The 22,830-nt window shown below is 55.6% G+C and carries 20 protein-coding genes and 1 pseudogene; 12 read left to right on the top strand and 9 right to left on the bottom strand.

What is annotated here, in order from left to right; translation table 11 throughout:
* Positions 1 to 2 precede the first annotated feature (2 nt).
* From I3V23_09665 to ilvD, 4 genes are all read right to left on the bottom strand, one after another.
* Positions 3 to 779 carry a hypothetical protein gene (locus I3V23_09665; GenBank protein QPI84845.1) on the bottom strand — a complete coding sequence of 259 codons (777 nt, stop codon included), beginning with the start codon at positions 777 to 779 and terminating at the stop codon, positions 3 to 5.
* Positions 780 to 847: 68 nt separating this feature from the next.
* Entirely contained in the window at positions 848 to 1,909 is a 1,062-nt protein-coding gene (locus I3V23_09660; GenBank protein QPI86781.1) for an IS630 family transposase, read from the bottom strand.
* A gap of 99 nt (positions 1,910 to 2,008) precedes the next feature.
* The gene (locus I3V23_09655; protein ID QPI84844.1) at positions 2,009 to 2,869 is read right to left on the bottom strand and encodes a hypothetical protein; all 861 of its coding nucleotides are present in this window, start codon (positions 2,867 to 2,869) and stop codon (positions 2,009 to 2,011) included.
* Positions 2,850 to 4,583 carry a dihydroxy-acid dehydratase gene (gene ilvD / locus I3V23_09650; protein QPI84843.1) on the bottom strand — a complete coding sequence of 578 codons (1,734 nt, stop codon included), beginning with the start codon at positions 4,581 to 4,583 and terminating at the stop codon, positions 2,850 to 2,852. The genes I3V23_09655 and ilvD overlap by 20 nt, the downstream gene beginning before the upstream one ends.
* A 156-nt stretch (positions 4,584 to 4,739) precedes the next feature.
* On the opposite strand from ilvD, the gene I3V23_09645 reads away from it, so the two are divergent.
* From I3V23_09645 to I3V23_09620, 6 genes are all read left to right on the top strand, one after another.
* On the top strand, positions 4,740 to 5,654 hold the full coding sequence (locus I3V23_09645; protein QPI84842.1) for a CPBP family intramembrane metalloprotease: 915 nt from the start codon (positions 4,740 to 4,742) through the stop codon (positions 5,652 to 5,654).
* 61 nt (positions 5,655 to 5,715) lie between these two features.
* Positions 5,716 to 6,630, top strand: coding sequence for an acetyl-CoA carboxylase carboxyltransferase subunit beta (locus I3V23_09640; GenBank protein ID QPI84841.1), 915 nt, complete (start codon positions 5,716 to 5,718; stop codon positions 6,628 to 6,630).
* A 38-nt stretch (positions 6,631 to 6,668) separates the two neighbouring features.
* The gene (locus I3V23_09635) at positions 6,669 to 7,907 is read left to right on the top strand and encodes a bifunctional folylpolyglutamate synthase/dihydrofolate synthase (protein QPI86780.1); all 1,239 of its coding nucleotides are present in this window, start codon (positions 6,669 to 6,671) and stop codon (positions 7,905 to 7,907) included.
* A gap of 40 nt (positions 7,908 to 7,947) precedes the next feature.
* Entirely contained in the window at positions 7,948 to 8,895 is a 948-nt protein-coding gene (locus I3V23_09630; GenBank protein QPI84840.1) for an AEC family transporter, read from the top strand.
* Positions 8,896 to 8,912: 17 nt separating this feature from the next.
* Positions 8,913 to 9,539 (top strand): HAD family phosphatase, encoded by a 627-nt coding sequence (locus I3V23_09625; GenBank protein QPI84839.1) that lies wholly within the window; start codon positions 8,913 to 8,915, stop codon positions 9,537 to 9,539.
* Positions 9,536 to 10,459: an NAD(P)-binding domain-containing protein gene (locus I3V23_09620; protein ID QPI84838.1), complete on the top strand. Its 924-nt coding sequence runs from the start codon at positions 9,536 to 9,538 to the stop codon at positions 10,457 to 10,459. The genes I3V23_09625 and I3V23_09620 overlap by 4 nt, the downstream gene beginning before the upstream one ends.
* Here the strand turns inward: I3V23_09620 and I3V23_09615 are convergent.
* Positions 10,456 to 11,697 (bottom strand): MFS transporter, encoded by a 1,242-nt coding sequence (locus I3V23_09615; GenBank protein ID QPI84837.1) that lies wholly within the window; start codon positions 11,695 to 11,697, stop codon positions 10,456 to 10,458. The two genes, I3V23_09620 and I3V23_09615, sit on opposite strands and share 4 nt — an antisense overlap.
* Before the next feature lie 135 nt (positions 11,698 to 11,832).
* Between I3V23_09615 and I3V23_09610 the strand changes: the two genes are divergently transcribed.
* Both I3V23_09610 and I3V23_09605 read left to right on the top strand, forming a co-directional pair.
* The gene (locus I3V23_09610; GenBank protein QPI84836.1) at positions 11,833 to 12,915 is read left to right on the top strand and encodes an AFG1 family ATPase; all 1,083 of its coding nucleotides are present in this window, start codon (positions 11,833 to 11,835) and stop codon (positions 12,913 to 12,915) included.
* A gap of 63 nt (positions 12,916 to 12,978) precedes the next feature.
* Entirely contained in the window at positions 12,979 to 13,596 is a 618-nt protein-coding gene (locus tag I3V23_09605) for a TetR/AcrR family transcriptional regulator (protein ID QPI84835.1), read from the top strand.
* Here I3V23_09605 and I3V23_09600 read toward each other — a convergent pair.
* Positions 13,593 to 14,099 carry a GNAT family N-acetyltransferase gene (locus I3V23_09600; protein QPI84834.1) on the bottom strand — a complete coding sequence of 169 codons (507 nt, stop codon included), beginning with the start codon at positions 14,097 to 14,099 and terminating at the stop codon, positions 13,593 to 13,595. The two genes, I3V23_09605 and I3V23_09600, sit on opposite strands and share 4 nt — an antisense overlap.
* Positions 14,100 to 14,267: 168 nt before the next feature.
* Between I3V23_09600 and rimP the strand changes: the two genes are divergently transcribed.
* The 4 genes and pseudogenes from rimP (at position 14,268) to infB (ending at position 19,602) form a co-directional block, all read left to right on the top strand.
* Positions 14,268 to 14,852 carry a ribosome maturation factor RimP gene (gene rimP / locus I3V23_09595; GenBank protein ID QPI86779.1) on the top strand — a complete coding sequence of 195 codons (585 nt, stop codon included), beginning with the start codon at positions 14,268 to 14,270 and terminating at the stop codon, positions 14,850 to 14,852.
* 6 nt (positions 14,853 to 14,858) lie between these two features.
* Positions 14,859 to 16,454 (top strand): transcription termination/antitermination protein NusA, encoded by a 1,596-nt coding sequence (gene nusA / locus I3V23_09590; GenBank protein QPI84833.1) that lies wholly within the window; start codon positions 14,859 to 14,861, stop codon positions 16,452 to 16,454.
* 23 nt (positions 16,455 to 16,477) lie between these two features.
* Positions 16,478 to 17,059 (top strand): annotated as a pseudogene (locus I3V23_09585) (RNA-binding protein).
* Positions 16,966 to 19,602 (top strand): translation initiation factor IF-2, encoded by a 2,637-nt coding sequence (gene infB / locus I3V23_09580; protein QPI86778.1) that lies wholly within the window; start codon positions 16,966 to 16,968, stop codon positions 19,600 to 19,602. The pseudogene I3V23_09585 and the gene infB overlap by 94 nt, the downstream one beginning before the upstream one ends.
* Positions 19,603 to 19,649: 47 nt before the next feature.
* Here the strand turns inward: infB and I3V23_09575 are convergent, their stop codons facing one another.
* From I3V23_09575 to I3V23_09565, 3 genes are read right to left on the bottom strand one after another with little or no spacing between them, the layout of a single operon-like run.
* The gene (locus I3V23_09575) at positions 19,650 to 20,120 is read right to left on the bottom strand and encodes a tryptophan-rich sensory protein (protein ID QPI84832.1); all 471 of its coding nucleotides are present in this window, start codon (positions 20,118 to 20,120) and stop codon (positions 19,650 to 19,652) included.
* Between the two features lie 18 nt (positions 20,121 to 20,138).
* Positions 20,139 to 21,161 carry a phytoene/squalene synthase family protein gene (locus tag I3V23_09570; protein ID QPI84831.1) on the bottom strand — a complete coding sequence of 341 codons (1,023 nt, stop codon included), beginning with the start codon at positions 21,159 to 21,161 and terminating at the stop codon, positions 20,139 to 20,141.
* Complete coding sequence (locus I3V23_09565) at positions 21,158 to 22,747, bottom strand: phytoene desaturase (protein QPI84830.1); 1,590 nt, start codon at positions 22,745 to 22,747, stop codon at positions 21,158 to 21,160. Before I3V23_09565 ends, I3V23_09570 begins: the two co-directional genes overlap by 4 nt.
* Positions 22,748 to 22,830 lie beyond the last annotated feature (83 nt).

Raw genomic sequence — 22,830 nt, 5'->3', positions numbered from 1 at the left:
ACTCAAAGTTCGGCGCGCGGCATGCACACCACGAGAAAATCGCCCATCTGCAATAAGTTCATGCTGGGGCGCTCGAAAATCAGATCAATCCAGATTTTTTCGATCCGTTTGTCGTTTACTTTGGAATAGGCCATGTCGAATTCGGCACTGAGCCTGCCGTTGTGCCATTCCATTTTGCGCACCAATTGCTCGGAATTCGGGCCATGGATCACATTGACCCGCGCATAAAGGTCAATCGGGAAATCCATGCTGATGTCGAGCGAAACTTGAAGAATATCCGACAGCTTAACGCTTGTCGCCCGCGCACGGGGCACATCAAGCGCCATGGATAAAAACGATCCATCAAACCGAAAAACTTCTAAGGAAATGGCAAAAGGGGCGCTTGCGTGAGGATCATTGCGCGGGGTTTGGCGCAAAATAATCTCTGATTGCGTGCAATCATGAAAAATCTTGAGCCCCCCTTTAAGATCAAAGGGGCTTTGCACCGCAACTGTGGTCGCGGGTTCAATCGGTTGAAACAAGGCATCAGGGCGATACCCCCAATGCGCAATTTCAGGCAAACCCTCTTGGCGGTCTTTTCCAATGGCGCGGCGGCGTAAATCCTGATCAGCCAATCGCGCCAACGCCATCAGATCACTTGCATAGGCGATGGCCTCGGCGCGGCGCTTTTGCAAATCCGATAGGGACAGTTTGCCAAGCCGCGCTTTCAAAGCCGCGATATCAGCGTTGAATTTTATCCATCTGGCCTGCGAAAATGACGGCCTGCGCCAGAACCCCATCCCATTGCCCTCAAGCTTGGCCCGCCCCTCCCAGTCAGAGGGGGGCCTTTTTCCAGTTTATACCGCGCTTACTCCAAAACCCGAAAATCCTCGTGAGTGACGACCCTGAAGCTATCTGACACCTGATCACGGAATGTTTTCCACTCTTTGGGCAGGGTCTCTCGAAAGAACCTCAGGATCGCATCTGCGAACTTCTTTTGTGTGGGGTAGTAGCGATTGTGAGTGACGTATTGGTGCATGACCGCCCATAATCGTTCTATCGGATTTAGGTGCGGGCAATAAGGCGGTAGCTGGATCAGTCGTATGCGGCAGTCTGGTCGTTTGAGGAATTCGCGCACGTCCGGGCCCTTATGGTAAGCCGCATTATCCCAGATGACATAGATGATCCGCGAGAGAGGATTGCGTTCCTCAATCTTGGCCAGAAGCTGGGCGGCACTGACCCCGTCTACGGTGGTTGGTTCGACAAAGGGCGCATCAAAATTCTCAAGGTTGAGCGCGCCATGGATATTAACCCGCCCGCGTCCCGCGGTGGTTGTCACGGTGGGCTTTGATCCTGCCTTGACCCAGCCAAACGCAGGCTTTGTCTGATATTCGGGATGCACCGCATCGGCGAAATACACGGCTTCATCGGCGCCCAACCCGTTCAGCAGCTGCTCGTATAGCGCAATGAATTCGGCTTGTTTCTCTTCAGATGCAACGCGTGGCAGCCCTTTCGGCTTCCGGTATTCATAGCCCAGCCGCGACAGAAGCTTGATGCAGCCCGAGTGGGAATAGTCCACGCCATATTGTGCCGCGATGTACGCCCTGATCTCGACAGTCGATCGACAGAAGCGGTCGTCCAGCCAGGTGCAAAGCTCCGTCTCTTGAGCTGTCGTCATGCGGGACTGACCACCCTTCCAGCCGTCGGTCGAAAGCGCGTCCCAGCCGCCCTCTCGGTAGGTCTTGTACCAGCCCCGAATGGTATCATCGTCCAGATACAGAAACTCCGCGATAGCCTGACAGGACTTACCGTCATCAAGGAGCAGGATTGCATTGGCGCGCCGTGCAACGCCGTGATCTTCGCGCTGGCTACGCACGCAAACCTCAAGTTCACGCCGTTCTGAAGAGGAGAGAAAACCGGGACGGATCATGCGCATATCTGAATCGTTGCCCACTCGAACGTCAACCCTTCAAATCTCGGTTCTTCAATGACTCCCAGTATAGCAAAGATAGAGGTAAGGGGATTTTCTCTAATTGAAAAGCCTACGCAGCAATCCAACCGTATCAAGTGTGCGCACAACGGTGCGCGCGGCCCGTGCGGGTGACACGGTGCGGGTGGTTGGGCGGGTTGGCGCACTGCTTCCTGAACCATCGCCGCTTTGCGCGGTGGCTTGATCACTATCATACGGGCCATCGGGCAAGGGGGTTGGTTCCGCCTCGGCCAAAATCGCGGGCTGTAAACCTGTTTGATTATTGACCGTAGCGATTTGACCAGCAAAGGCGCGCAACGTCTCAAGGCTTTGCGCCTCGGTGAGGTTACTGTCTTCAAGCGCAAGAACACTGAGCGTGGCGATGCGATTGCCCACATCCATATAGACGCGCCAGTAATCTTCTTTCACACCCCGAATGCTGCTGGCCGAACTGTCGCGCGCATTCAAGAAGAACACATCGCCTTGGTGAAACATATCCAGAATTTCAACCGAATTCGGATCTTGGTCGCGGCTTAACAAGCCACGCCCTTGCTCGGAGGTGAAAAATGCAGCCATTGCAGGGATATTGCTGCGCAAACTGCCCTCTGGCCCTGCCTCGGAAATGGCGGCCGTCAGGATTGAAGGATGTTCTGGCTGTGGCAGGCGCGGTGAATTTCCAATAGCCGCGCAATTTCCCAAAAGCACAAAGGCGCTTATGCCGCGATCTTGGGTCGCCGCAGGATCTATGCAAAACCCATCAGGCCCAGTGACCACCAAGCGGTCACTGGTTACGGCAATTTCTGTATCCACATCTGGAAGGGGCCCCGCATAAGGCGCCCCACCGCCCGAGCAGCCGAAAAGAAAAAGGCCCGCACCCAAGAGGGTGCAGGCCTGAACGGATTTAGATGTCCATATAGACATGCTTCTCCTCTTTGCCGCCTGGATGCGTGACCGCCCCATAGCGCGCTGAACCCACCTGTTGCGCATATTTCCAAAGCGCGCCAGTGGCGTAGATTGTTGGCTTTGCGCCTTGCCAATCGGCGCGGCGGGCTTCCAATTCGGCGTCAGACAGATCAACGCTGATCTTCCCATTGATCGCGTCAATCGTGATCATATCCCCGTTTTTCAAGAGACCGATTGGCCCACCATGGGCGGCCTCTGGCCCAACGTGACCGACACAGAAACCACGGGTCGCACCCGAGAAGCGGCCATCGGTGATAAGCGCCACTTTCTTACCCATGCCCTGACCAGACAGGGCCGCCGTGGTTGCCAACATCTCACGCATACCTGGCCCGCCAGATGGGCCTTCATTGCGGATGACGATCACTTCGCCCTCTTTGTAATCACGGGTTTGAACAGCCACGAAAGCATCTTCTTCTGATTCAAACACGCGGGCAGGGCCTGTGAATACAAGCTGCTCTTTTGCCATACCCGCAACCTTTACGATGGCACCATCTGGGGCAAGATTCCCTTTGAGACCGACCACACCGCCTGTTGGCGATAGGGGTTTCTCGATGGGATAGATCACGCGACCATCTGCTTCGCGGGTGATGATGTCGATCTCTTCACCAATGCTGCGGCCTGTTACGGTCAAGCAATCCTCATGGATCAGACCTGCTTTCCGCAATTCTTTGAGAACGACAGGAACGCCGCCCGCCTCATACATATCTTTGGCCACATATTGGCCACCGGGTTTGAGGTCGACAAAGTATGGGGTGTCTTTGAAAATCTCGCAGACATCAAACAGATCGAAATCAATACCCGCCTCATGGGCGATGGCAGGCAAATGGAGGCCTGCATTGGTCGAGCCACCGGTGCAAGCCACAACGCGCGCCGCGTTCTCAAGGCTTTTGCGGGTCACGATATCGCGGGCGCGAATGTTCTTTTCGATAAGCTTCATCACAGCTTCACCCGAAGCCACGCCATATTGGTCGCGGGACTCATAAGGCGCGGGCGCACCTGCTGAATTGGGCAGGGCCAAACCGATGGCCTCAGATACACAGGCCATGGTGTTTGCCGTAAACTGACCGCCACAGGCGCCTGCCGAAGGACAGGCTACACGTTCCAAAATAGCGAGCTGTTCGTCAGAGCAATTGCCCGCCTGATGCTGACCCACCGCCTCAAAAACGTCTTGCACGGTTACATCTTTGCCATCCAACCGACCCGGCAGAATGGAGCCGCCATAGATAAACACCGATGGCACGTTGAGGCGCACCATGGCCATCATCATCCCGGGCAGGGATTTATCACAGCCCGCCAAACCCACCAGCGCGTCATAGCAATGCCCGCGCATGGTCAATTCAACAGTATCCGCAATCGCTTCACGCGAGGCCAAGGAGGAACGCATTCCCTCATGCCCCATCGCGATCCCATCGGTCACAGTGATGGTGGTAAATTCGCGCGGCGTGCCATTGGCGTGCTTTACACCCAATTTCACCGCCTGCGCCTGACGGCTGAGCGCAATGTTACAGGGCGCTGCTTCGTTCCAGCAGGTGGCGACACCCACAAAAGGCTGCGCGATTTCGTCCTCGGTCAAGCCCATCGCATAGTAATACGAGCGATGCGGTGCGCGCGCAGGCCCTTGCGTCACGTGACGGCTTGGCAGTTTGGACTTATCGAATTTGCTCTGCGACATGGCAGCCTCCCTTGGGGTCGATAGAAATGTTACACTCGGCATAAACTTTGGGCCCCTGCGGCACAAGCGCGATTGGAAAAAGACCCATGAAACCTAAGTTTCAGACTATAGATGGGCCATTTATGGGTTCAAGCGGAATGGGGATTTAAAGCGCTGATGCTTCGGGGATTTTTTGCACCACAAAATCAGCCCAATTTGATGGTCGAGGCCGCGCGGGCGCAACCTGCTTTGTGGCGTGTGATTGTGGGCATGGTCATCTGCCTTTTGACCTATGTCTTGGGGCTGTTGGCCTATTTCTATGCAATGTCGCATCTGATCGGCACAAAATTCGAAGCCGTATGGACGGCTGACCCGCAAACATCTGGCCCGAGCCTGACGCTGATCCTTCTGGGCAGTTTCGTGACAATGCTGGTTGGCCCGTTTTTTGTGGCATGGCTGCTGCATGATCGCAGCCCATGGTCACTGTTTGGCCCATTGCGCCAAATGCACCGACAGTTCTGGGTCGCGGTGGCGGTGTTTTCTGCCCTCGCGACACTCAGCGCGCTGATCCCTACCGATTTTGCGCTTGTGAGAAGTCTGGGCCTCAATCAATGGTTGCTTTTGCTGCCTCTCGCCCTTGGGCTGATTGCCATTCAGACAGGGGCTGAAGAACTTCTGTTTCGCGGCTATATTCAAAGCCAACTGGCCGCGCGGTTCAAATCCCCAATCATCTGGGCGGTTTTGCCGTCCGTTCTGTTTGGTCTTGCCCATTTTGCACCAGAAGAACATGGCGGCGCGGCGTGGTATCTTGTGTTGGCCACAGGCGTTTTCGGGCTTTGCGCTGCTGATTTGACCCATCGCTTTGGCACAATCGGGCCAGCGTGGGGATTTCACTTTGCGAATAATGTGATGGCAATGTTGGCTGTTTCGCTGCCTGGTGCTTTGGGGGGGCTTGCCCTGTATCATTTACCGATTGCGGCCAATGATGCCGAGGCGATGGTTCCCCTTATCTTGCGCGACATTGCTGTTACAATTGTGATTTGGCTTGGCATCCGTTTTGTCCTGATATGGCGCGAAAATGCCCATCGCTGATTGCAATCTGCCGCGCCATTGCCTATTGCGAGTGTAAGGATCGGCCAATGGAAAAGACCCAATGAACTGGATCACCAACTACGTCCGCCCAAGGATCAATTCGATGTTCTCGAAGCGCGATATGCCCGAGAACCTTTGGACGAAATGCGATGAATGCGGAACCATGCTGTTCCACCGTGAATTGAGCGACAATCTGAATGTCTGCACAAATTGCGATCATCATATGGTCATCACCCCGCGAGAGCGGTTCAATGCCTTGTTCGATGGCGGTATTTTCACCGAGGTCAAAGTGCCAAAGCCAATTGCAGACCCGCTGCAATTCCGCGATCAGAAACGCTATCCCGACCGCATGAAGGCGGCACAGAAATCCACGGGCGAAACCGATGCGATGCTTGTGGCCGAGGGTGAAATGGGGCGCACGCCCATCGTGGCCTGTGCGCAAGATTTCAGCTTCATGGGCGGCTCGATGGGGATGTATGTCGGCAATGCCATCATTGCTGCTGCCGAGCGCGCGATTAAATTAAAGCGCCCTCTGATCCTGTTCTCCGCCGCAGGTGGCGCGCGGATGCAAGAGGGTATCCTCAGCCTGATGCAAATGCCCCGCACCACAGTTGCGGTAAATATGCTCAAAGAGGCGAACCTGCCGTATATCGTGGTTCTGACCCATCCAACCACAGGGGGCGTAACCGCCTCTTATGCGATGCTCGGCGATGTGCAGATTGCCGAACCAAATGCGTTGATCTGCTTTGCTGGGCCACGGGTGATTGAGCAAACCATTCGTGAAAAGTTGCCCGAAGGGTTCCAGCGCGCCGAATATCTTTTGGATCACGGGATGCTTGACCGCGTGACCCATCGCACTGCGTTGCGCGATGAGTTGATTTCGATCCTTCGGATGCTGATGGGCATGGAACCCCCAGTCAAAGGGGATCTGCCCGCCCCAACTGAGGCTGCGCCAAACGCGGCGGAGGCAAAATAAAAGTGAGCACCCCCCGCTCGGATCTCTTATTGGAGCGCATGATGGCGCTTCACCCAAAGATCATAGACCTGACGCTAGATAGAATGTGGCGGATCTTGGCCGCCCTTGGTGATCCGCAACAGGCGTTGCCGCCTGTCATTCATATTGCGGGCACCAATGGCAAAGGGTCGACCCTCGCCTATATTCGCGCGGGGCTTGAGGCGGCAGGGAAAAGCGCACATGCCTATACATCACCGCATTTGGCACGGTTTCATGAACGCATTCGGTTGGCGGGAACGCTGATTGACGAAAACCATCTATCAGACATTCTTGATGAATGTTTGGCGGCCAATGGCCCAGATGCAATTACCTATTTCGAAATCACCACAGCCGCCGCGCTTTTGGCATTTGCCAGAAATCCTGCCGATTACACGCTGTTAGAGGTGGGTTTGGGCGGACGTTTGGATGCAACCAATGTCATTGACAGCCCTGCAGTGAGCGTGATCACCCCCGTTGATCTCGACCATCAACAATATCTTGGCGATACAATCGAGGATATCGCAGGCGAAAAGGCAGGCATTATCAAGCGCGGGTGTCCCGTAATTGTTGCCCCACAACAAGAGGCCGCACTGGAGGTGATCGAGGCACGCGCCGCGCGGCTTGGCGCGCCCATCTATGCCTATGGCCAACACTGGCATGTTACGACCGAAGCAGGGCGATTGATTTTCCAAGATGAAACAGGCCTTTTGGACTTGCCTCTGCCTGCCCTTGCGGGCCCGCATCAAATCCAAAATGCAGGCACGGCCCTCGCCGCAATGCGGGTGTTGGGTTTGGACGAGGCGGCCTGCGAGGGTGCCATGCGCAACGTCACTTGGCCCGCGCGTATGCAGCGCCTGCGCCACGGGCCGCTGTTTGACACTGCACCCGATGCTGAACTTTGGCTTGATGGGGGCCACAACCCCCATGCCGCGCTTGCCATTGCCGCCACGCTCAAAGGCTTGCCGCAACGTGAAACGCATTTGATTTGCGGCATGCTGAACACAAAAGACGTGACAGGCTTCATGGCCCCGCTTGCGCCCTTCGCATCATCGCTGCACGCTGTCTCAATTGACGGCCAAGCCGCAACACTGAGTGCCGAGGACACAAAGGCAGCCGCAACCCGTGCAGGTATAGCGGCCCAAACCGCACCAGATGTGATCAGCGCCTTGCGCGACATCTGCGCCACAACCCCGAATGCGCGGGTTTTGATCTGTGGTTCCCTTTACTTGGCGGGCGAAATTCTAAAAGAAAACGGTTAGGCTACTAGACAGCGCCTGCACTCTGGCCTAGCCCTGTTGCATGCTCGCGATATTCCTCAAAACACTTCCATTTTTTGCGCTGATCGGTGTGGGCTTCCTCGCCGCATATCGTGGGTTTTTCACGCAAAGCGCGACCGCCTATCTGACAAAATTCGTGTTTTACTTCGCGCTATCGGCCATGTTGTTTCGCTTTGCCTCGACCTTATCGCTTGGCGATATTTTCGATTGGAATTTCATCGGGGCCTATCTGTTTGGATGTTTCGCGATTTATGCGCTTGCGACTGTCGTTGCCTTGATCCGCAAGCGGCCCGCTTCGGAAGCGGCAATTGAAGCACAATGTGCCGTGATCGGAAATACAGGTTTCTTGGGCGTGCCGATGTTGGTGGTTTTGATGGGGCCTGCGGCGGCGGGCCCTGTCTTGATGATCTTGGCCACTGATTTGATCGTTTTCTCAAGCTTGATCGTGATCATCATCACGGCAAGCCGCGATGGCCGCATGAGCCTGACTATTTTCCGCTCAATCGCGATTGGGTTGATTAAAAATCCGATGATTGTGTCTATGGTCGCGGGGCTATCCGTCTCGGCCGCGGGGCTAAGCCTTCCCGCACCTGTGGATGAATTCATGGCACTATTGGGCGCGGCGGCGACCCCATGTGCGCTCTTCGCAATAGGGGCGTCATTGGCAGGCAAATCAACTGAGCGGGCTTCGGTCGCGCTTTGGCTGTCCTTCGCCAAGCTGATCTTACACCCTGCCGCAGTCGCCATTGGTGCGCTTATAATTTTCGAGGTTGATCCCTATGCCGCGGCAGTGATGATCGCGGCCTCCTCGCTGCCTGTCGCAGGAAATATCTATATGCTGGCGCAGCATTACAACGTGGCCCCGCAACGGGTGTCTGCCTCGATTCTGATGTCGACCGCTATTTCCATCCTCACCGTGTCACTTGTGATCGGATGGCTGTCTCAAATGGCGGGCCTCAGCCTGCCTTGATCGCGAAAGGTTTGATCATGTCCAAGATTGAAGCGGTGATTTTTGACATCGGCAATGTGCTGATTGAATGGCAGCCTGAGCGGTTCTACGACCGCACCATCGGGGAAGCGCGCCGCCGCGAAATGTTTGCCACTGTGGATTTGCACGGCATGAATGACCGCGTGGATTTAGGTGAAGGGTTCCGCGATATCATCTATGAAACGGCAGAAGCCTATCCTGAGTTTCGCGCGGAAATTCGGATGTGGCATGATCACTGGTTGGAATTGGCAAACCCTGTGATTGATCACTCCGTGATGCTCTTGCGCCGCCTTCGTGCCAAGAATGTGCCCGTCTTCGCATTGACCAATTTCGGGATCGAGAGCTTTGCCTATGCGCAAGAGCATTTCGATTTTCTGAACGAATTCGACCACGCCTATGTCTCTGGCCATATGGGGGTGATCAAACCCAATCCAACAATTTATCAAATGGTCGAGGATCATTGCAAAATCGCGCCAGAGGCGCTTTTGTTTGCAGATGACCGCCCTGACAACATCACCGCGGCCGAGGCGCGCGGATGGAATGCGCATCTGTTTACAGCGCCACACAGATGGGCCGAAGTCTTGGTCGACCATGGCCTTCTAACCAAGGATGAAGCAGGACTATGACACAAACCCCCTTCCAAATCATCGGGCCTGAGGCCGAAGCCAAGCTTGATTGGCTCAAACTTGGCGCGGCGTTGGAGGCGGGGCATATGCTACCGCGTGCGGAGATTTCGGATAGTTTCCTCTATCGCGGCAAGGACACGTTGCTTAATCGTGCCGCATGGATAGACGGGCTTGGCCTCTTGGTGAAATCGGCCACAATCTTTCCTGAGAACGCCGCGCAAAATTTGCCCGCTGTGAATGGCGGTGCAGCGCTTTATGGCGATAAGAATGGCCTTCTTGAGGCTTTGGTCGATTTCCATCTTTTGACCAAATATAAGACCGCAGGCGATAGCCTATTCGCCGCGATGAAACTGGCGCGACCCGAGAGTAAAACCATTTTGATCGTTGGCGCAGGCACAGTTGGCCGGTCGTTGCGCGCGGCTTATGGCGCGGGGTTTCCTGAGGCGCGCTTCTTGATCTGGAACCGCAATATAGCGCAGGCCGAGGCCCTTGCCCGTGATTTCTCCAATACGGATGTCGCCGAAAGCCTAGCGGATGCCGTGCAGCAGGCCGATATTGTCACCTGTGCAACCATGGTGACAGAGCCCATCTTGCAAGGTGAATGGCTGAAGGCGGGACAGCATATTGACCTCATCGGGGCCTATCGCCCCGATATGCGCGAGGCGGATGATGCTGCGCTCAAAAAGGCGCGCATCTTTGTCGACAGCCGTGCTACCACGATTGAACATATTGGCGAATTAAAACGCCCCATCGCGGCGGGGGTGATCACAGCAGATGATGTTGTGGCCGATTATTACGACATCGCCTCTGGCGCCTTTGCGCGGGGCAATGACGCAGAAATCACGCTGTTCAAGAACGGCGGCGGCGCACATCTTGACCTCATGACCGCCGCCTATATCCGTGACGCGGTGAAAGGTTAGGCGGCCAACGCCCGCTCGCGCAGGGGGCTTTCTTTCACGGGCAAATGGACGATGGCCGAAAGCAGCCCCACGCCAACACCCACCCACCAAACCGTGGTGTAGGTGCCATGCAGGTCATACATCCAACCGCCAAGCCAAACCCCGATGAAGCTGCCCAATTGATGGCTAAAGAACACGATACCATAAAGCGTGCCCATATAGCGCAGCCCATAAATATATCCCACAAGTCCTGAGGTCAGCGGCACTGTGGCCAACCACAACGCGCCCATCGTAACCGAAAACACAATCACCGTCAGGGGCGTGATGGGCAACAAAATGAACGCGGCCGCAATAATGGTGCGGCCAAAATAGATGCCCGCAAGCAGGTATTTCTTAGAATAGCGTTTGCCCAAATAGCCCGCCAAAATCGTGCCACCAATATTGGCCAAGCCAATCAGCGAGATCGACACAGCCCCAAGCGCGGACGTGGTCGTGATGCCCAAAGAATGTAGGAAAGATCCAGGCTCAATCGGGCCGCAAAGTTCGGTCACAAAGGCGGGAAAATGCGCGGTGACAAAGGCAAGCTGATACCCACAGGAAAAGAAGCCGATAAAAATCAGACTGAAAGAGGGATCGCGAAACGCTTTGCCCAAAATCGCGCTCATGCTTTCTTCAAGTTCTGCCTTGGATAGGGGCGCAGGCGCGCGCAGCATGGGAAGGAATAAAAGCGCGGCCAAAATTGCCGCTGCAAAGATCAAAAAGACGCTTTGCCATGGCATCACCGTCAACAGCGCCTCTGCCACAGGCGCACCAAAGACCTGACCTGCAGAGCCCGCCGCAGTGGCAATCCCAAGCGCGAGTGAGCGATGCTCATCCGATGCGGCGCGGCCCACAATCGCCAAGATCACGCCAAAGCCCGTGCCCGCAACGCCAAAGCCCACAAGAATTTCCAAAAGCTGATGCGCGCCGGGCGTGATTGCATAAGCCGAAAAGACCAAACCCGCCGCATACATCAAAGCGCCGATGATAATGGCTTTGCGATCCCCAAACTTCTCGGCAATCGCGCCAAAAATCGGCTGCCCCACGCCCCAAGCAAGGTTTTGAATGGCAATGGCCAAAGAAAATTCGGCGCGCAGCCAACCGAATTCGTCCGCTATGGGAATTTGAAAAACCCCAAAACTTGCCCGAATGGCAAAGCTGATCATAATGATAAAACAGCCCCCGATGAGGACGGGGGTGAAAATCGAATTGCGCTGCATCTTCATTTGTCCTGTCAAAGGCCGCAGGCCTGTCACGCTGCGACAGAGATTGCGCCGCAAGCCCAAGAGCGTCAATGCTGATTGCGCATGCAATCCCTCTGGCCAGAGGGGCCAGAGATGTCCTAAGAGGCGCTTATGTCGCAACATTTAACCGCCATATACGACACCCGCGTCAGCGAAGGCTTACTGCGCGCAGACCCCGCACAACGCGAGGTTTTGCATCGGTTTGAATCCTTGCGCGAAACGCTTGAGGCGCGGCCAAAATCAGGGCTTCTTGCGCGTTTTTTTCAGGAAAAACCACAATCTGGCCAACATAGTCGCGGATTTTATGTCTGGGGCGGGGTTGGGCGCGGCAAATCCATGATTATGGATTTGTTCTTTGCGCACACGGCGATTAACGGGAAACGCCGCGTCCATTTTCACGCCTTTATGCAAGAAATCCAATCAGCCCTGCACGAGGCGCGTAAAACAGGCACAGATGATGCGTTGAAACCCGTGGCCGAGGCGATTTCAAAAGACCTGCGCCTGCTGTGTTTTGATGAGATGCAAATCACCGATATCACCGATGCCATGATTGTAGGCCGCCTCTTTGAGGCATTGTTCAAGGCAGGGGTGAGCATCGTCACCACCTCCAATCGCCCGCCAAAAGATTTGTATAAGGACGGGTTGAACCGACAGCTATTTGTGCCGTTCATCACGCTTTTAGAGCAGGAATTAGAGGTGATTGAAATGCAATCACCCACCGATTACCGCCAAGACAGATTGTCAGGCGAAACCACCTATTTCACACCCATCACCGCCGCCACGCGGCAAAGCCTTGATAAGATTTGGCACGATCTGACCCATGGGCAGGAAGAACCCCTCGATTTAGAGATCAAAGGCCGCCATGTCGTCATCCCGCATTATTGGGCGGGCATGGCCCGCGCCGATTTCTGGGAGCTGTGCGGCAAACCTTTAGGCGCGGGTGATTATTTGGCGCTCACTGGGGCGGTGAAACTGCTGATGTTGGAAAACGTCCCGCGTCTTGGCATCGACAATTTCAACGAGGCAAAACGCTTTGTCACCCTCATTGATGCGCTTTACGAGGCAGGTATCCGCGTGATCTTATCTGCCGATGATGTGCCAGAACATCTTTACGCCGAGGGCACGGGCAGTTTCGAATTTGAACGCACCGCCAGCCGCCTGCGCGAGATGCAATCGGCGGATTGGGGCCAATAGATCGCGGCAAGGCTTGCAAAAACTGAACTGATCGGTTTACAATGGGGTCAGGGAGTATGCGCCATGAACATGCAAGCACAGACACGCAAAGGTCGAAAATTCGATCAAGTCATTGATGGCGCGCGTAATATTTTCCTAAGCCAAGGGTTCGAAGGGGCAAGTGTCGATGTGATCGCGCGCCAAGCAGGCGTGTCCAAAGCCACGCTTTATTCGTATTTCCCCGACAAACAAGCGTTGTTTATGGCGGTTCTGAACCAAGAATGCGACCTGCAACGCCGCGCGCAAATGGATATCGAATTTCTGCAGCGCGATGTTCGCGATGCCTTGCACCATTTGGCCTATTCGATGCTTGAATTTCTGATGTCGGACGAAGGTGTCTCGATCTTCCGCGTCTGCGTGGCTGAGGCCCAAAGGTTCCCCGAATTGGGGCGTGCTTTCTATGAAACAGGCCCTTCAACGGCCATGTCCCATGTCGCAGGCTATTTTAGCACGCCAAAGGTGGGCAACATGCTCGATATAGATGACCCGATGAAGGCGGCGGATTTGTTCATGAAGCTGTGCCGTGGTGATCTAATGCTGCGCCGTCTTTTATGCGTCAGCAGCGAAGCCACCCATGAAGAAGTGTCCGAAGCCGCAGATGAGGTGGTGGCTACATTTATGGCACGGTATCGCAAGGCCTAATCTACAAGGGATTTGAACATAACAAGGGCGTCCACCAATCCTTTGCTTGGATGATCAAAGGCTTGTGGCAAACGGCCCACAATCTCGAAACCTGCCTTTTGCCATGTCGCAACCGCACGCGTGTTTTCCGAAACGACAAAGTTATACTGCATCCCGCGATAGCCTTCGGCGCGGGCAGTCTGGAGCGAATGCGCCAACATCGCGCGCGCAATCCCGCGCCCCTGCGCCGCAGTGGCAGTGATATACCCACAATTGCAGATATGGGCGCCGCCGCCCGCCTGATTGGGACGGATATAATAGGTGCCAACGACCTCACCCCCGTGTTCTGCTATGAACACCGACTTTTCGGGGGCTGTCCAAAAGGCCAAGGCATCGACCGCGGATATGTCAGGGTCGACTGTATATGTATCACCCGCCCGAAACACAGGCAGCACGAGGGATACAAGCGCCGCATCATCGCGTGCCGTTTTTGGACGAATTGTGATTTCGATTTTCGCGTTCATGTCGCGCAAATGGCCACGCCGCGCCCCAAAGCGCAAGATGGCAGCTTGCTATAACCCCCGATTCTCTCTATATAACGGATCAACAGGTGCTTGGGGGTCCAAACTCCACGCTCCACCCTAGATGCTTCCGCGGGCCCTGTGGCCCGTTTTTTTATGTCCATAGGTCTTATGTCCAACCTGATCGCAAAATCGAGCATTGATCGCCGCATGGCTGAGATCATCACCCCTGTCATCGAAGATATGGGGTTTGAACTGGTGCGCGTGCGCCTGATGGGCGGCGAGACAAAAACCCTGCAGGTGATGGCAGACCGCCCCGAAGGCGGGATCAATGTGGATGATTGCGCCGATATCTCAACGGCGATTTCGGCAAGCCTTGATGTCGAAGACCCGATTGAGGGGGCCTATAACCTGGAAGTTTCTAGCCCCGGTATCGACCGCCCGCTGACGCGGTTGAAGGATTTTGATATCTGGCAGGGCTATGAAGCCAAACTTGAAACAAGCGAAATGATCGATGGCCGCAAGCGCTTTAAGGGTGTTTTGGCAGGGATCGAAAACGATGAAGTGCTTATCAATGTTGAACAAGGTGGCGAGACGGTCACCCTTGGCCTCGATTTTGATTGGCTTTCAGATGCGAAGCTCGTTCTGACCGATGACCTGATCGCCGAGATGCTGCGCCAGCGCAAAGCCTCGGGGGTCATTGACGAAACCCAATTTGATGAAATCACGCAAGAGCCCGAAGAGGCGGAGGACTGAAAATCCATGGCTATTACATCAGCAAACCAACTTGAGCTGTTGCAAACAGCAGAGGCCGTTGCCCGCGAAAAGATGATCGACCCCGATCTGGTCATCGTGGCAATGGAAGAAAGCCTCGCCCGCGCCGCGAAATCGCGTTACGGCTCGGAATTGGATATCCGCGTTTCGATTGATCGCAAGACAGGCCGCGCGACATTTACCCGTGTCCGCACTGTGGTTGAGGAAATCGAAAACCATTTCATTGAAATGACACTGCGCGATGCGCGTGCCTATAAGGCAGATGCAGAAATCGGTGACGAGATCATTGATGAAGTGCCCCCTGTTGAAATGGGCCGTATCGCCGCGCAAAGCGCCAAGCAGGTGATCCTGCAAAAAGTGCGCGAAGCTGAGCGTGATCGCCAATATGAAGAATTCAAAGACCGTGCAGGCACAATCATTAACGGTGTCGTAAAGCGCGAAGAATATGGCAATGTGATTGTCGATATTGGCCGTGGCGAGGCAGTTTTGCGCCGTAATGAAAAAATTGGGCGCGAAAGCTATCGCCCCAATGAGCGCATCCGCTGCTATATCAAAGATGTCCGCCGCGAGGCGCGCGGCCCTCAGGTCTTCCTCAGCCGCACCGCGCCCGAATTCATGGCGGAATTGTTTAAGATGGAAGTGCCTGAAATTTACGATGGCATCATCGAGATCAAGGCCGTTGCCCGTGACCCGGGCTCTCGCGCGAAGATCGCGGTGATTTCCTTTGATAACTCGATTGATCCCGTTGGTGCTTGTGTGGGTATGCGCGGCAGCCGCGTACAGGCTGTGGTGAACGAGTTGCAGGGCGAAAAAATTGACATCATTCCATGGAATGAGGACGCCCCAACCTTCCTTGTGAACGCGCTGCAACCTGCCGAAGTGACCAAGGTGGTTTTGGACGAAGATGCAGGGAAAATCGAAGTGGTTGTTCCTGACGAACAGCTGTCTCTTGCCATCGGGCGCCGTGGTCAAAACGTGCGTTTGGCAAGCCAGTTGACAGGGCTTGATATCGACATCCTCACGGAAGAAGAAGAAAGCGCGCGCCGTCAGGCCGAATTCGCCGAACGCACCAAGCTGTTCATGGACACATTGGATTTGGACGAATTCTTTGCCCAACTTCTGGTATCCGAAGGCTTCACCTCTTTGGAAGAGGTTGCCTATGTCGAGCAAGAAGAATTGCTTGGCATTGATGGTGTCGATGAAGCAACCGCGGACGAGCTTCAGGCCCGTGCGCGTGACTATATCGAAGAGCAAAATCGCAAAGCCCTCGAAAGCGCCAAGGCGCTTGGTGTCGAGCAAAGCTTGATTGATTTCGAAGGGCTAACGCCACAGATGCTTGAGGCGCTTGGCCAAGATGGGGTCAAAACGCTGGAAGACTTCGCAACCTGTGCTGATTGGGAATTGGCAGGCGGTTGGACAACCGTAAACGGCGAGCGCGTCAAAGATGAAGGCGTGCTTGAGAAATTCGATGTCAGCCTCGAAGAAGCCCAGAATATGGTCATGTCCGCCCGTTTGGCCTTGGGTTGGGTAACCGAAGAAGACCTTGCATCTGACCAAGAAGACGCAGGCGAAGAAGAAGAGTAAGCCCGATTTCAGGAGCCAAATCCATGTCCCGTGGCGGTGCCACCAAAACCAAAGACACGTCCGAGCGGCGCTGTATCGCAACAGGCGACACAGCGCCAAAGGCGGGGCTGTTGCGTTTTGTGGTCAGCCCTGAGAATGTGGTGACGCCCGATATCCTTGAACGCCTACCGGGCCGAGGCATATGGTGCAGCGCTGATCGCGCGGCGGTGGAATTGGCGGTCAAGAAAAACCTTTTCTCCCGCTCAGCCAAAGCGCAGGTGACTGTGCCAGATGATTTGGTGGGCACGCTTGAAACCCTGCTTGCGCGGCGCATTGGCGATTTGATTGCCTTGGCGCGCAAATCTGGTGATGCCGTTGCAGGGTTCGAAAAGGTCAAAGATTGGCTTGCCACGCGCCCTGTGCGGGTGCTGCTGCAAGCTTCGGACGGGTCTGAACGGGGAAAGTCCAAGCTTTGGACGCCTGAGGGCGCGCGTTACTTCGATTGCCTAACCGCTTTTGAATTAGGTTTGGCATTCGGGCGAGAAACTGTGATACATGGCGCGCTGGCGACTGGCGGACTCGGCGATCGTGTTGTAGAGGAAGCAGCAAAGCTGCAAGGGCTGAGGCCCAAAACCAGCTTGAACAACGGCAAGACCGTTGGGAAGGACAAGAAAGACGCATGAGCGATCAAGACGGAAAAAAACCACTCGGACTATCTGGCGGCGCCCGCAGCGGACGCGTGAACCAGAGCTTTTCGCGTGGACGCACGAAAACGGTTGTTGTGGAAACCAAGCGCAAGCGCGTGATGGTTCCCAAATCGGGTGCAGGCGGCAAAGATGATGGCACGGGTAATATGGAGGGTGGCAACGCTTCCGCCAATCCAGAACTCGAACGCCGTATGAAGGCCGTAATGGCCGCCAAGGCCCGTGAGGCCGAAGAAGAAGAACAGCGCCAGCGCGAAGAGCAAGAACGCGAAGAAGAGCGTCAGCGCCGCCGCGCCGAGGCCGAGGCCCGCGAACGCGAGGAGCGTGAACGCGAAGAGGCCATCCGCGCCAAGGAAGAAGAAGAGCGCCGCCGCCTTGAGGAATCAAAGGCTGCAAAGTCCCGTAAAGCGGACAGTGCCCCCGTGGTGACATCCCCCGCAGATCTGCCTGATCCTGCGGTGGCAGCTGCCCGCGCGAAATCAGCCGCAGCACCTGCGCGCCGTGATACGGATCGGGACGACAAGCGCGAGCGCGTCTCGAAAGGTGATCGCGACAATGATGGCCGCCGTTCCGGCAAGCTGAGCGTCAATCAGGTTTTCTCTGATGGCGAAGGCGGGCGTCAGCGCAGCCTTGCTGCCATGAAACGCAAGCAGGAGCGTCAGCGCCAGAAGGCGATGGCATCCCAAGGTGACCGCGAAAAAATCGTCCGCGATGTGCAAATTCCAGAAACCATCGTGGTTTCCGAATTGGCCAACCGCATGGCCGAACGCGTGGCCGATGTGGTTAAATCGCTGATGCAGATGGGCATGATGGTCACGCAGAACCAATCCATCGATGCCGATACGGCGGAATTGATCGTCAGCGAATTCGGTCACCGCGTGCAGCGCGTATCTGACGCGGATGTGGAAGATGTGATCAAGGTCGAAGAAGACAACCCAGCCGAGCTGCAACCACGGCCACCCGTCATCACGATCATGGGCCATGTTGACCACGGCAAGACCTCGTTGCTTGACCGCATTCGCAAGGCCAATGTTGTCTCTGGCGAAGCAGGCGGGATCACGCAGCATATCGGGGCCTATCAGGTGCGCACCGAAAGCGGCGCGCTTTTGACCTTCCTTGATACGCCGGGTCACGCGGCTTTTACCTCCATGCGGGCGCGTGGGGCGAATGTCACGGATATCGTGGTGCTTGTGGTTGCCGCCGATGACGCAGTGATGCCGCAGACCATCGAAGCGATTAACCACGCCAAGGCGGCCAAAGTGCCGATGATCGTGGCGATTAACAAAATCGACAAACCCGCTGCCAACCCTGACAAGGTGCGCACCGATTTGCTTCAACATGAGGTGATCGTTGAGAAGATGTCAGGTGAGGTGCAGGATGTCGAAGTTTCCGCCGCCACTGGCCAAGGTTTGGATCAATTGCTTGAATCCATCGCGCTTCAGGCCGAATTGCTTGACCTGAAGGCGAACCCTGACCGCTCAGCCGAAGGGGCCGTCATCGAGGCGCAGTTGGATGTGGGCCGTGGCCCTGTTGCGACTGTTCTGGTGCAACGCGGCACGCTGAAACAAGGCGATATCTTCGTTGTGGGCGAGCAATGGGGTAAAGTCCGCGCGCTGATCAACGATCAGGGCGAGCGCGTGAAAGAAGCGGGGCCATCCGTTCCTGTTGAGGTTCTGGGCCTGAACGGCGCACCCGAAGCGGGTGACGTTTTGAACGTGGTGCAAACCGAAGCACAAGCCCGCGAGATCGCGGATTACCGCATCCAAGTTGCCAAAGACAAACGCGCCGCAGCAGGTGCAGCAACAACCTTGGATCAGCTTCTGGCGAAGGCCAAGGCGGATGAAAACGTAAAAGAATTGCCCATTGTGGTCAAAGCGGACGTTCAAGGTTCGGCCGAAGCCATCGTTCAGGCGATGGAAAAAATCGGTAATGACGAAGTGCGCGTGCGCGTTCTGCATTACGGCGTGGGCGCGATCACTGAATCCGATATCGGCTTGGCCGAGGCTTCGGGTGCGCCTGTCATGGGCTTTAACGTTCGTGCCAATGCCCCTGCGCGCAATTCCGCCAACCAAAAAGGTGTTGAAATCCGCTATTACAGCGTGATTTATGACCTTGTGGATGATGTGAAGGCGGCAGCTTCAGGTCTTCTTGGTGCTGAAATTCGTGAAAACTTCATCGGCTACGCCCAGATCAAAGAGGTGTTCCGCGTCTCTGGTGTTGGCTCGGTTGCGGGCTGTCTGGTCACCGAAGGTGTCGCGCGCCGCTCGGCGGGTGTGCGCCTGTTGCGCGATGATGTCGTGATCCACGAAGGCACGCTAAAAACCCTCAAGCGCTTCAAAGACGAAGTCAAAGAAGTGCAATCGGGTCAGGAATGCGGCATGGCCTTTGAGAATTACGATGACATCCGCAAAGGCGATGTGATCGAGATTTTCGAACGCGAAGAAGTTGAGCGTAAGCTCAGCTAAGCCGTTCTGAACATGACAAAAAAGCGCGCCCCACGGGGCGCGTTTTTTTATGCTGATCCTTTGGCAACCTCAGGATTCAACCGCCAAACCTCAAAATTCAACGCGCCTGCAATGGTGACCCAAAGCAGATAGGGCACAATCAAAGCGCCCGCGAGCGGATCAAGCGCCCAGAAACTCAGCATTGTTCCCAAAACCGCAACCCAAAGCGCGCTGAGGATGACCATACCCGCGCGAATGCGGCGCAAGCCAAAGAAAACGGGGCTCCATAGCGTGTTCAGCGCGATTTGCAGCGCCCAAAATCCCATCGCATGGCCATTTTCCGCCACCAATGCCACGCGCGCCGCTGCATAGGCGGAGGCGATATAAAGCACTGTCCAAGCAACGGGAAAGAGCCAATTCGGCGGCGTGAAAAATGGCTTCCGCAAATCGCGATACCACGCGCCAGGGGGAAACATAGATCCCGTGGCCGCAGCAGCAGCGCAGGCGGCAAAAAATAATATGAAAACAGACCAATCCATGATGGGTCAGTTAGCGCGTTATGGGTTCGGTTCCAGTATGCGCCCGCGATCTTGCGCCTCTAATTGCGCCAGAACAGATATGACCTGATCACTCCATCCTGCGCGATCTGGTTGCCGCTTGGCGGCGGCATCAACCAAAAAGCGGGTTTCTTCCAAAGGGGGGGCATAAAGCATCGGGCTGCGCGGCGCCAAAGTGATGATCGTGGCCTGAATTGCAGAATAGCTGAGCAACCCAAATTTTTGTCGCGCCGTTGTGAAAGCGCGTTGCGTGACGCCATCATACCCGCGCCGCGCCACAGCACCGCCAATTGCATCATAGCAGTGTCGCGCCGCTAAAATCCCCGCACGGCTGATCAAGGGTAATTGCGACACACCCGCCTCGGAGCGTTCATAAAGCCTGCGCGCCTCAGCCAAGAGCCTGCGATTGATCCGCCGAAGGGCAGGGGAAATACGCGGATCTGCGAGAAAGCGATCAAGGTTAACACCTTCTTCCTCAAGCCAATCTAGGGGCAAATAAACGCGCCCTGCGCGGGCATCTTCGCCCACATCGCGGGCGATATTGGTTAATTGCATGGCCACGCCCAGATCACAGGCGCGCGCCAATGCATCGCCCGAACGCACCCCCATCAATACGCACATCATCGCCCCGACAGCCGAGGCAACCCGTGCCGAGTAACCACGCAAATCTGACAAGGTGTTATAGCGCCGCTCGGTCGCATCCCATGCGAGGCCCTCAAGCAGGGCTTCGGGCAAGGCGCGGGGCATTTCGAAATCCTGCACCACCGCAGCAAAGGCGCGATCAGCGGGACAGTCGACAGGCCGCCCGCAATAGATACGATCCAACCGATTACTAAGATCAAGAACGGCATGTGCCTTGTTCTGGCTGAAATCCACTGCATCATCGGAAATACGACAGAATGCATAAAGTGCCAGCGCAGGATCGCGCACTCTGCGCGGCAAGATACGCGATGCAATATCGAAGGAATGTGACCCTTCGGCAATTGCCGCGCGGCAATAGGCAAGATCCTGATCGTCAATCATTCTGCGGCCATCTTTATCTCATGGCCAGATGAAACGGAGACCGCATCTGGCACCAGTTTTGCCAACACTTCAGCCGATGAAATGACCCCAGGCAAACCCGCCCCAGGATGCGTGCCTGCCCCAACGAGATAGAGACCTTCCGCCTCCTCCGACACGTTATGGGGACGAAAATAGGCGCTTTGCAGGATACGCGGCTCGATTGAGAAGCCAGACCCGTTGGGGGAAAGATAGCGACTTTCAAAATCTGCGGGGGTCAGCACCTCGGAGGCGGAAAGATGCGTGCCCAAATCAGGCAATAGTTGATCTTCCAAAACCTGCTGCACTTTTTGGCGATAGGCTTCGCCCATCTTGGCCCAATCCACAGGATCATCAAACCCCAGATGCGGCACAGGTGAAAGGGCGTAGAACGTATCATCCCCCTCTGGCGCGCAGCTTGGGTCAGTCACCGAGGGGCGATGAACATAAAGGCTCATATCTTCGCTAAGTTTGCCTTTGATAAAGATATCTTTGACCAAACCACGATACCGCGGGCCGTTGAGGATCGTATGATGACCCACATCCGCCCATTTGTTGCGCGTGCCGCGTGTTCCGAAATACCACACAAAAAGACCCATCGACCAACGCGCGCGGGTTAATTTTCCATCCGTCCAACGGCGGCGGGGGCGATTGCGCATCAAATGCTTATAGGTATGGCCCGCATCCGCGTTTGAGACGACAATATCCGCCGCAACAGCCTCGCCCGTGGCAAGGCGCACACCTGTGGCGCGGTTATCCTGAAAGATGATTTCATCCACAACGTGATGAAAGCGAAGCGCGCCGCCTTGGTCCTGAACAACGCGGGCCATGGCCTTGGCAATCGCGGCGACACCGCCCATCGCATAATGGACACCGAATTCTTTTTCGAGATGGCTGACCAAGATATACATCGAGGTCACGTTAAACGGATCCCCCCCGATAAAGAGCGGATGAAAACTAAACGCCATCCGCAGTCGTTCATCCTTAAACCGCTTTGCCGCATGCGCATAAACCGAGCGATCCGCACGCAGCATGCCGAATTTTGGCAAAACCTTGATCAAATCCCACAGCTTGTGCATGGAACGGCGACCGAGATCTTCGAACCCAAACCAATAGCGCGCGGCGCTGTCCTGCAAGAACCGCTCATAGCCCTTGGCATCTTGTGGCGATAGGCGCGCCACTTCGGCGCGCATCGCATCGGTGTTTTGACTGGCGGTAAAATGTGATCCGTCTGGCCAACGGATTTCGTAAAATGGCTCAATCGGGCGCAGATCAACATCCTGATCGAAATCGCGCCCGCAAGCCGCCCATAATTCCCGAAACACTTGTGGCACGGTGACAATGGTCGGGCCGAGGTCAAAGCGATGCCCGTTCTGGTAGAGCGCAGAACCACGCCCCCCCGCCATATCCAATTTATCAATGACCGTGACGCGATAACCCTTCGCCCCCAACCGCATGGCCGAGGCCAATCCCCCCAACCCCGCCCCAATCACAATCGCATGGGGGCGAGCATCGCCCGCATTTGGGGCAAAGCCTGATCGAGGATCGCTATGCACTCGGTGGTCATCCATCATAGGCCCTATCGTAAACTGTCTAGTTTAATTTACAACATGAATTCACAGCCAAAGCCGATCACGAATACAAGCGCACCAAT

It is taken from the genome of Rhodobacterales bacterium HKCCA1288 (assembly GCA_015693905.1).
Taxonomy (GTDB): domain Bacteria; phylum Pseudomonadota; class Alphaproteobacteria; order Rhodobacterales; family Rhodobacteraceae; genus M30B80.
This window is presented reverse-complemented; position numbering and strand designations above follow the sequence as displayed.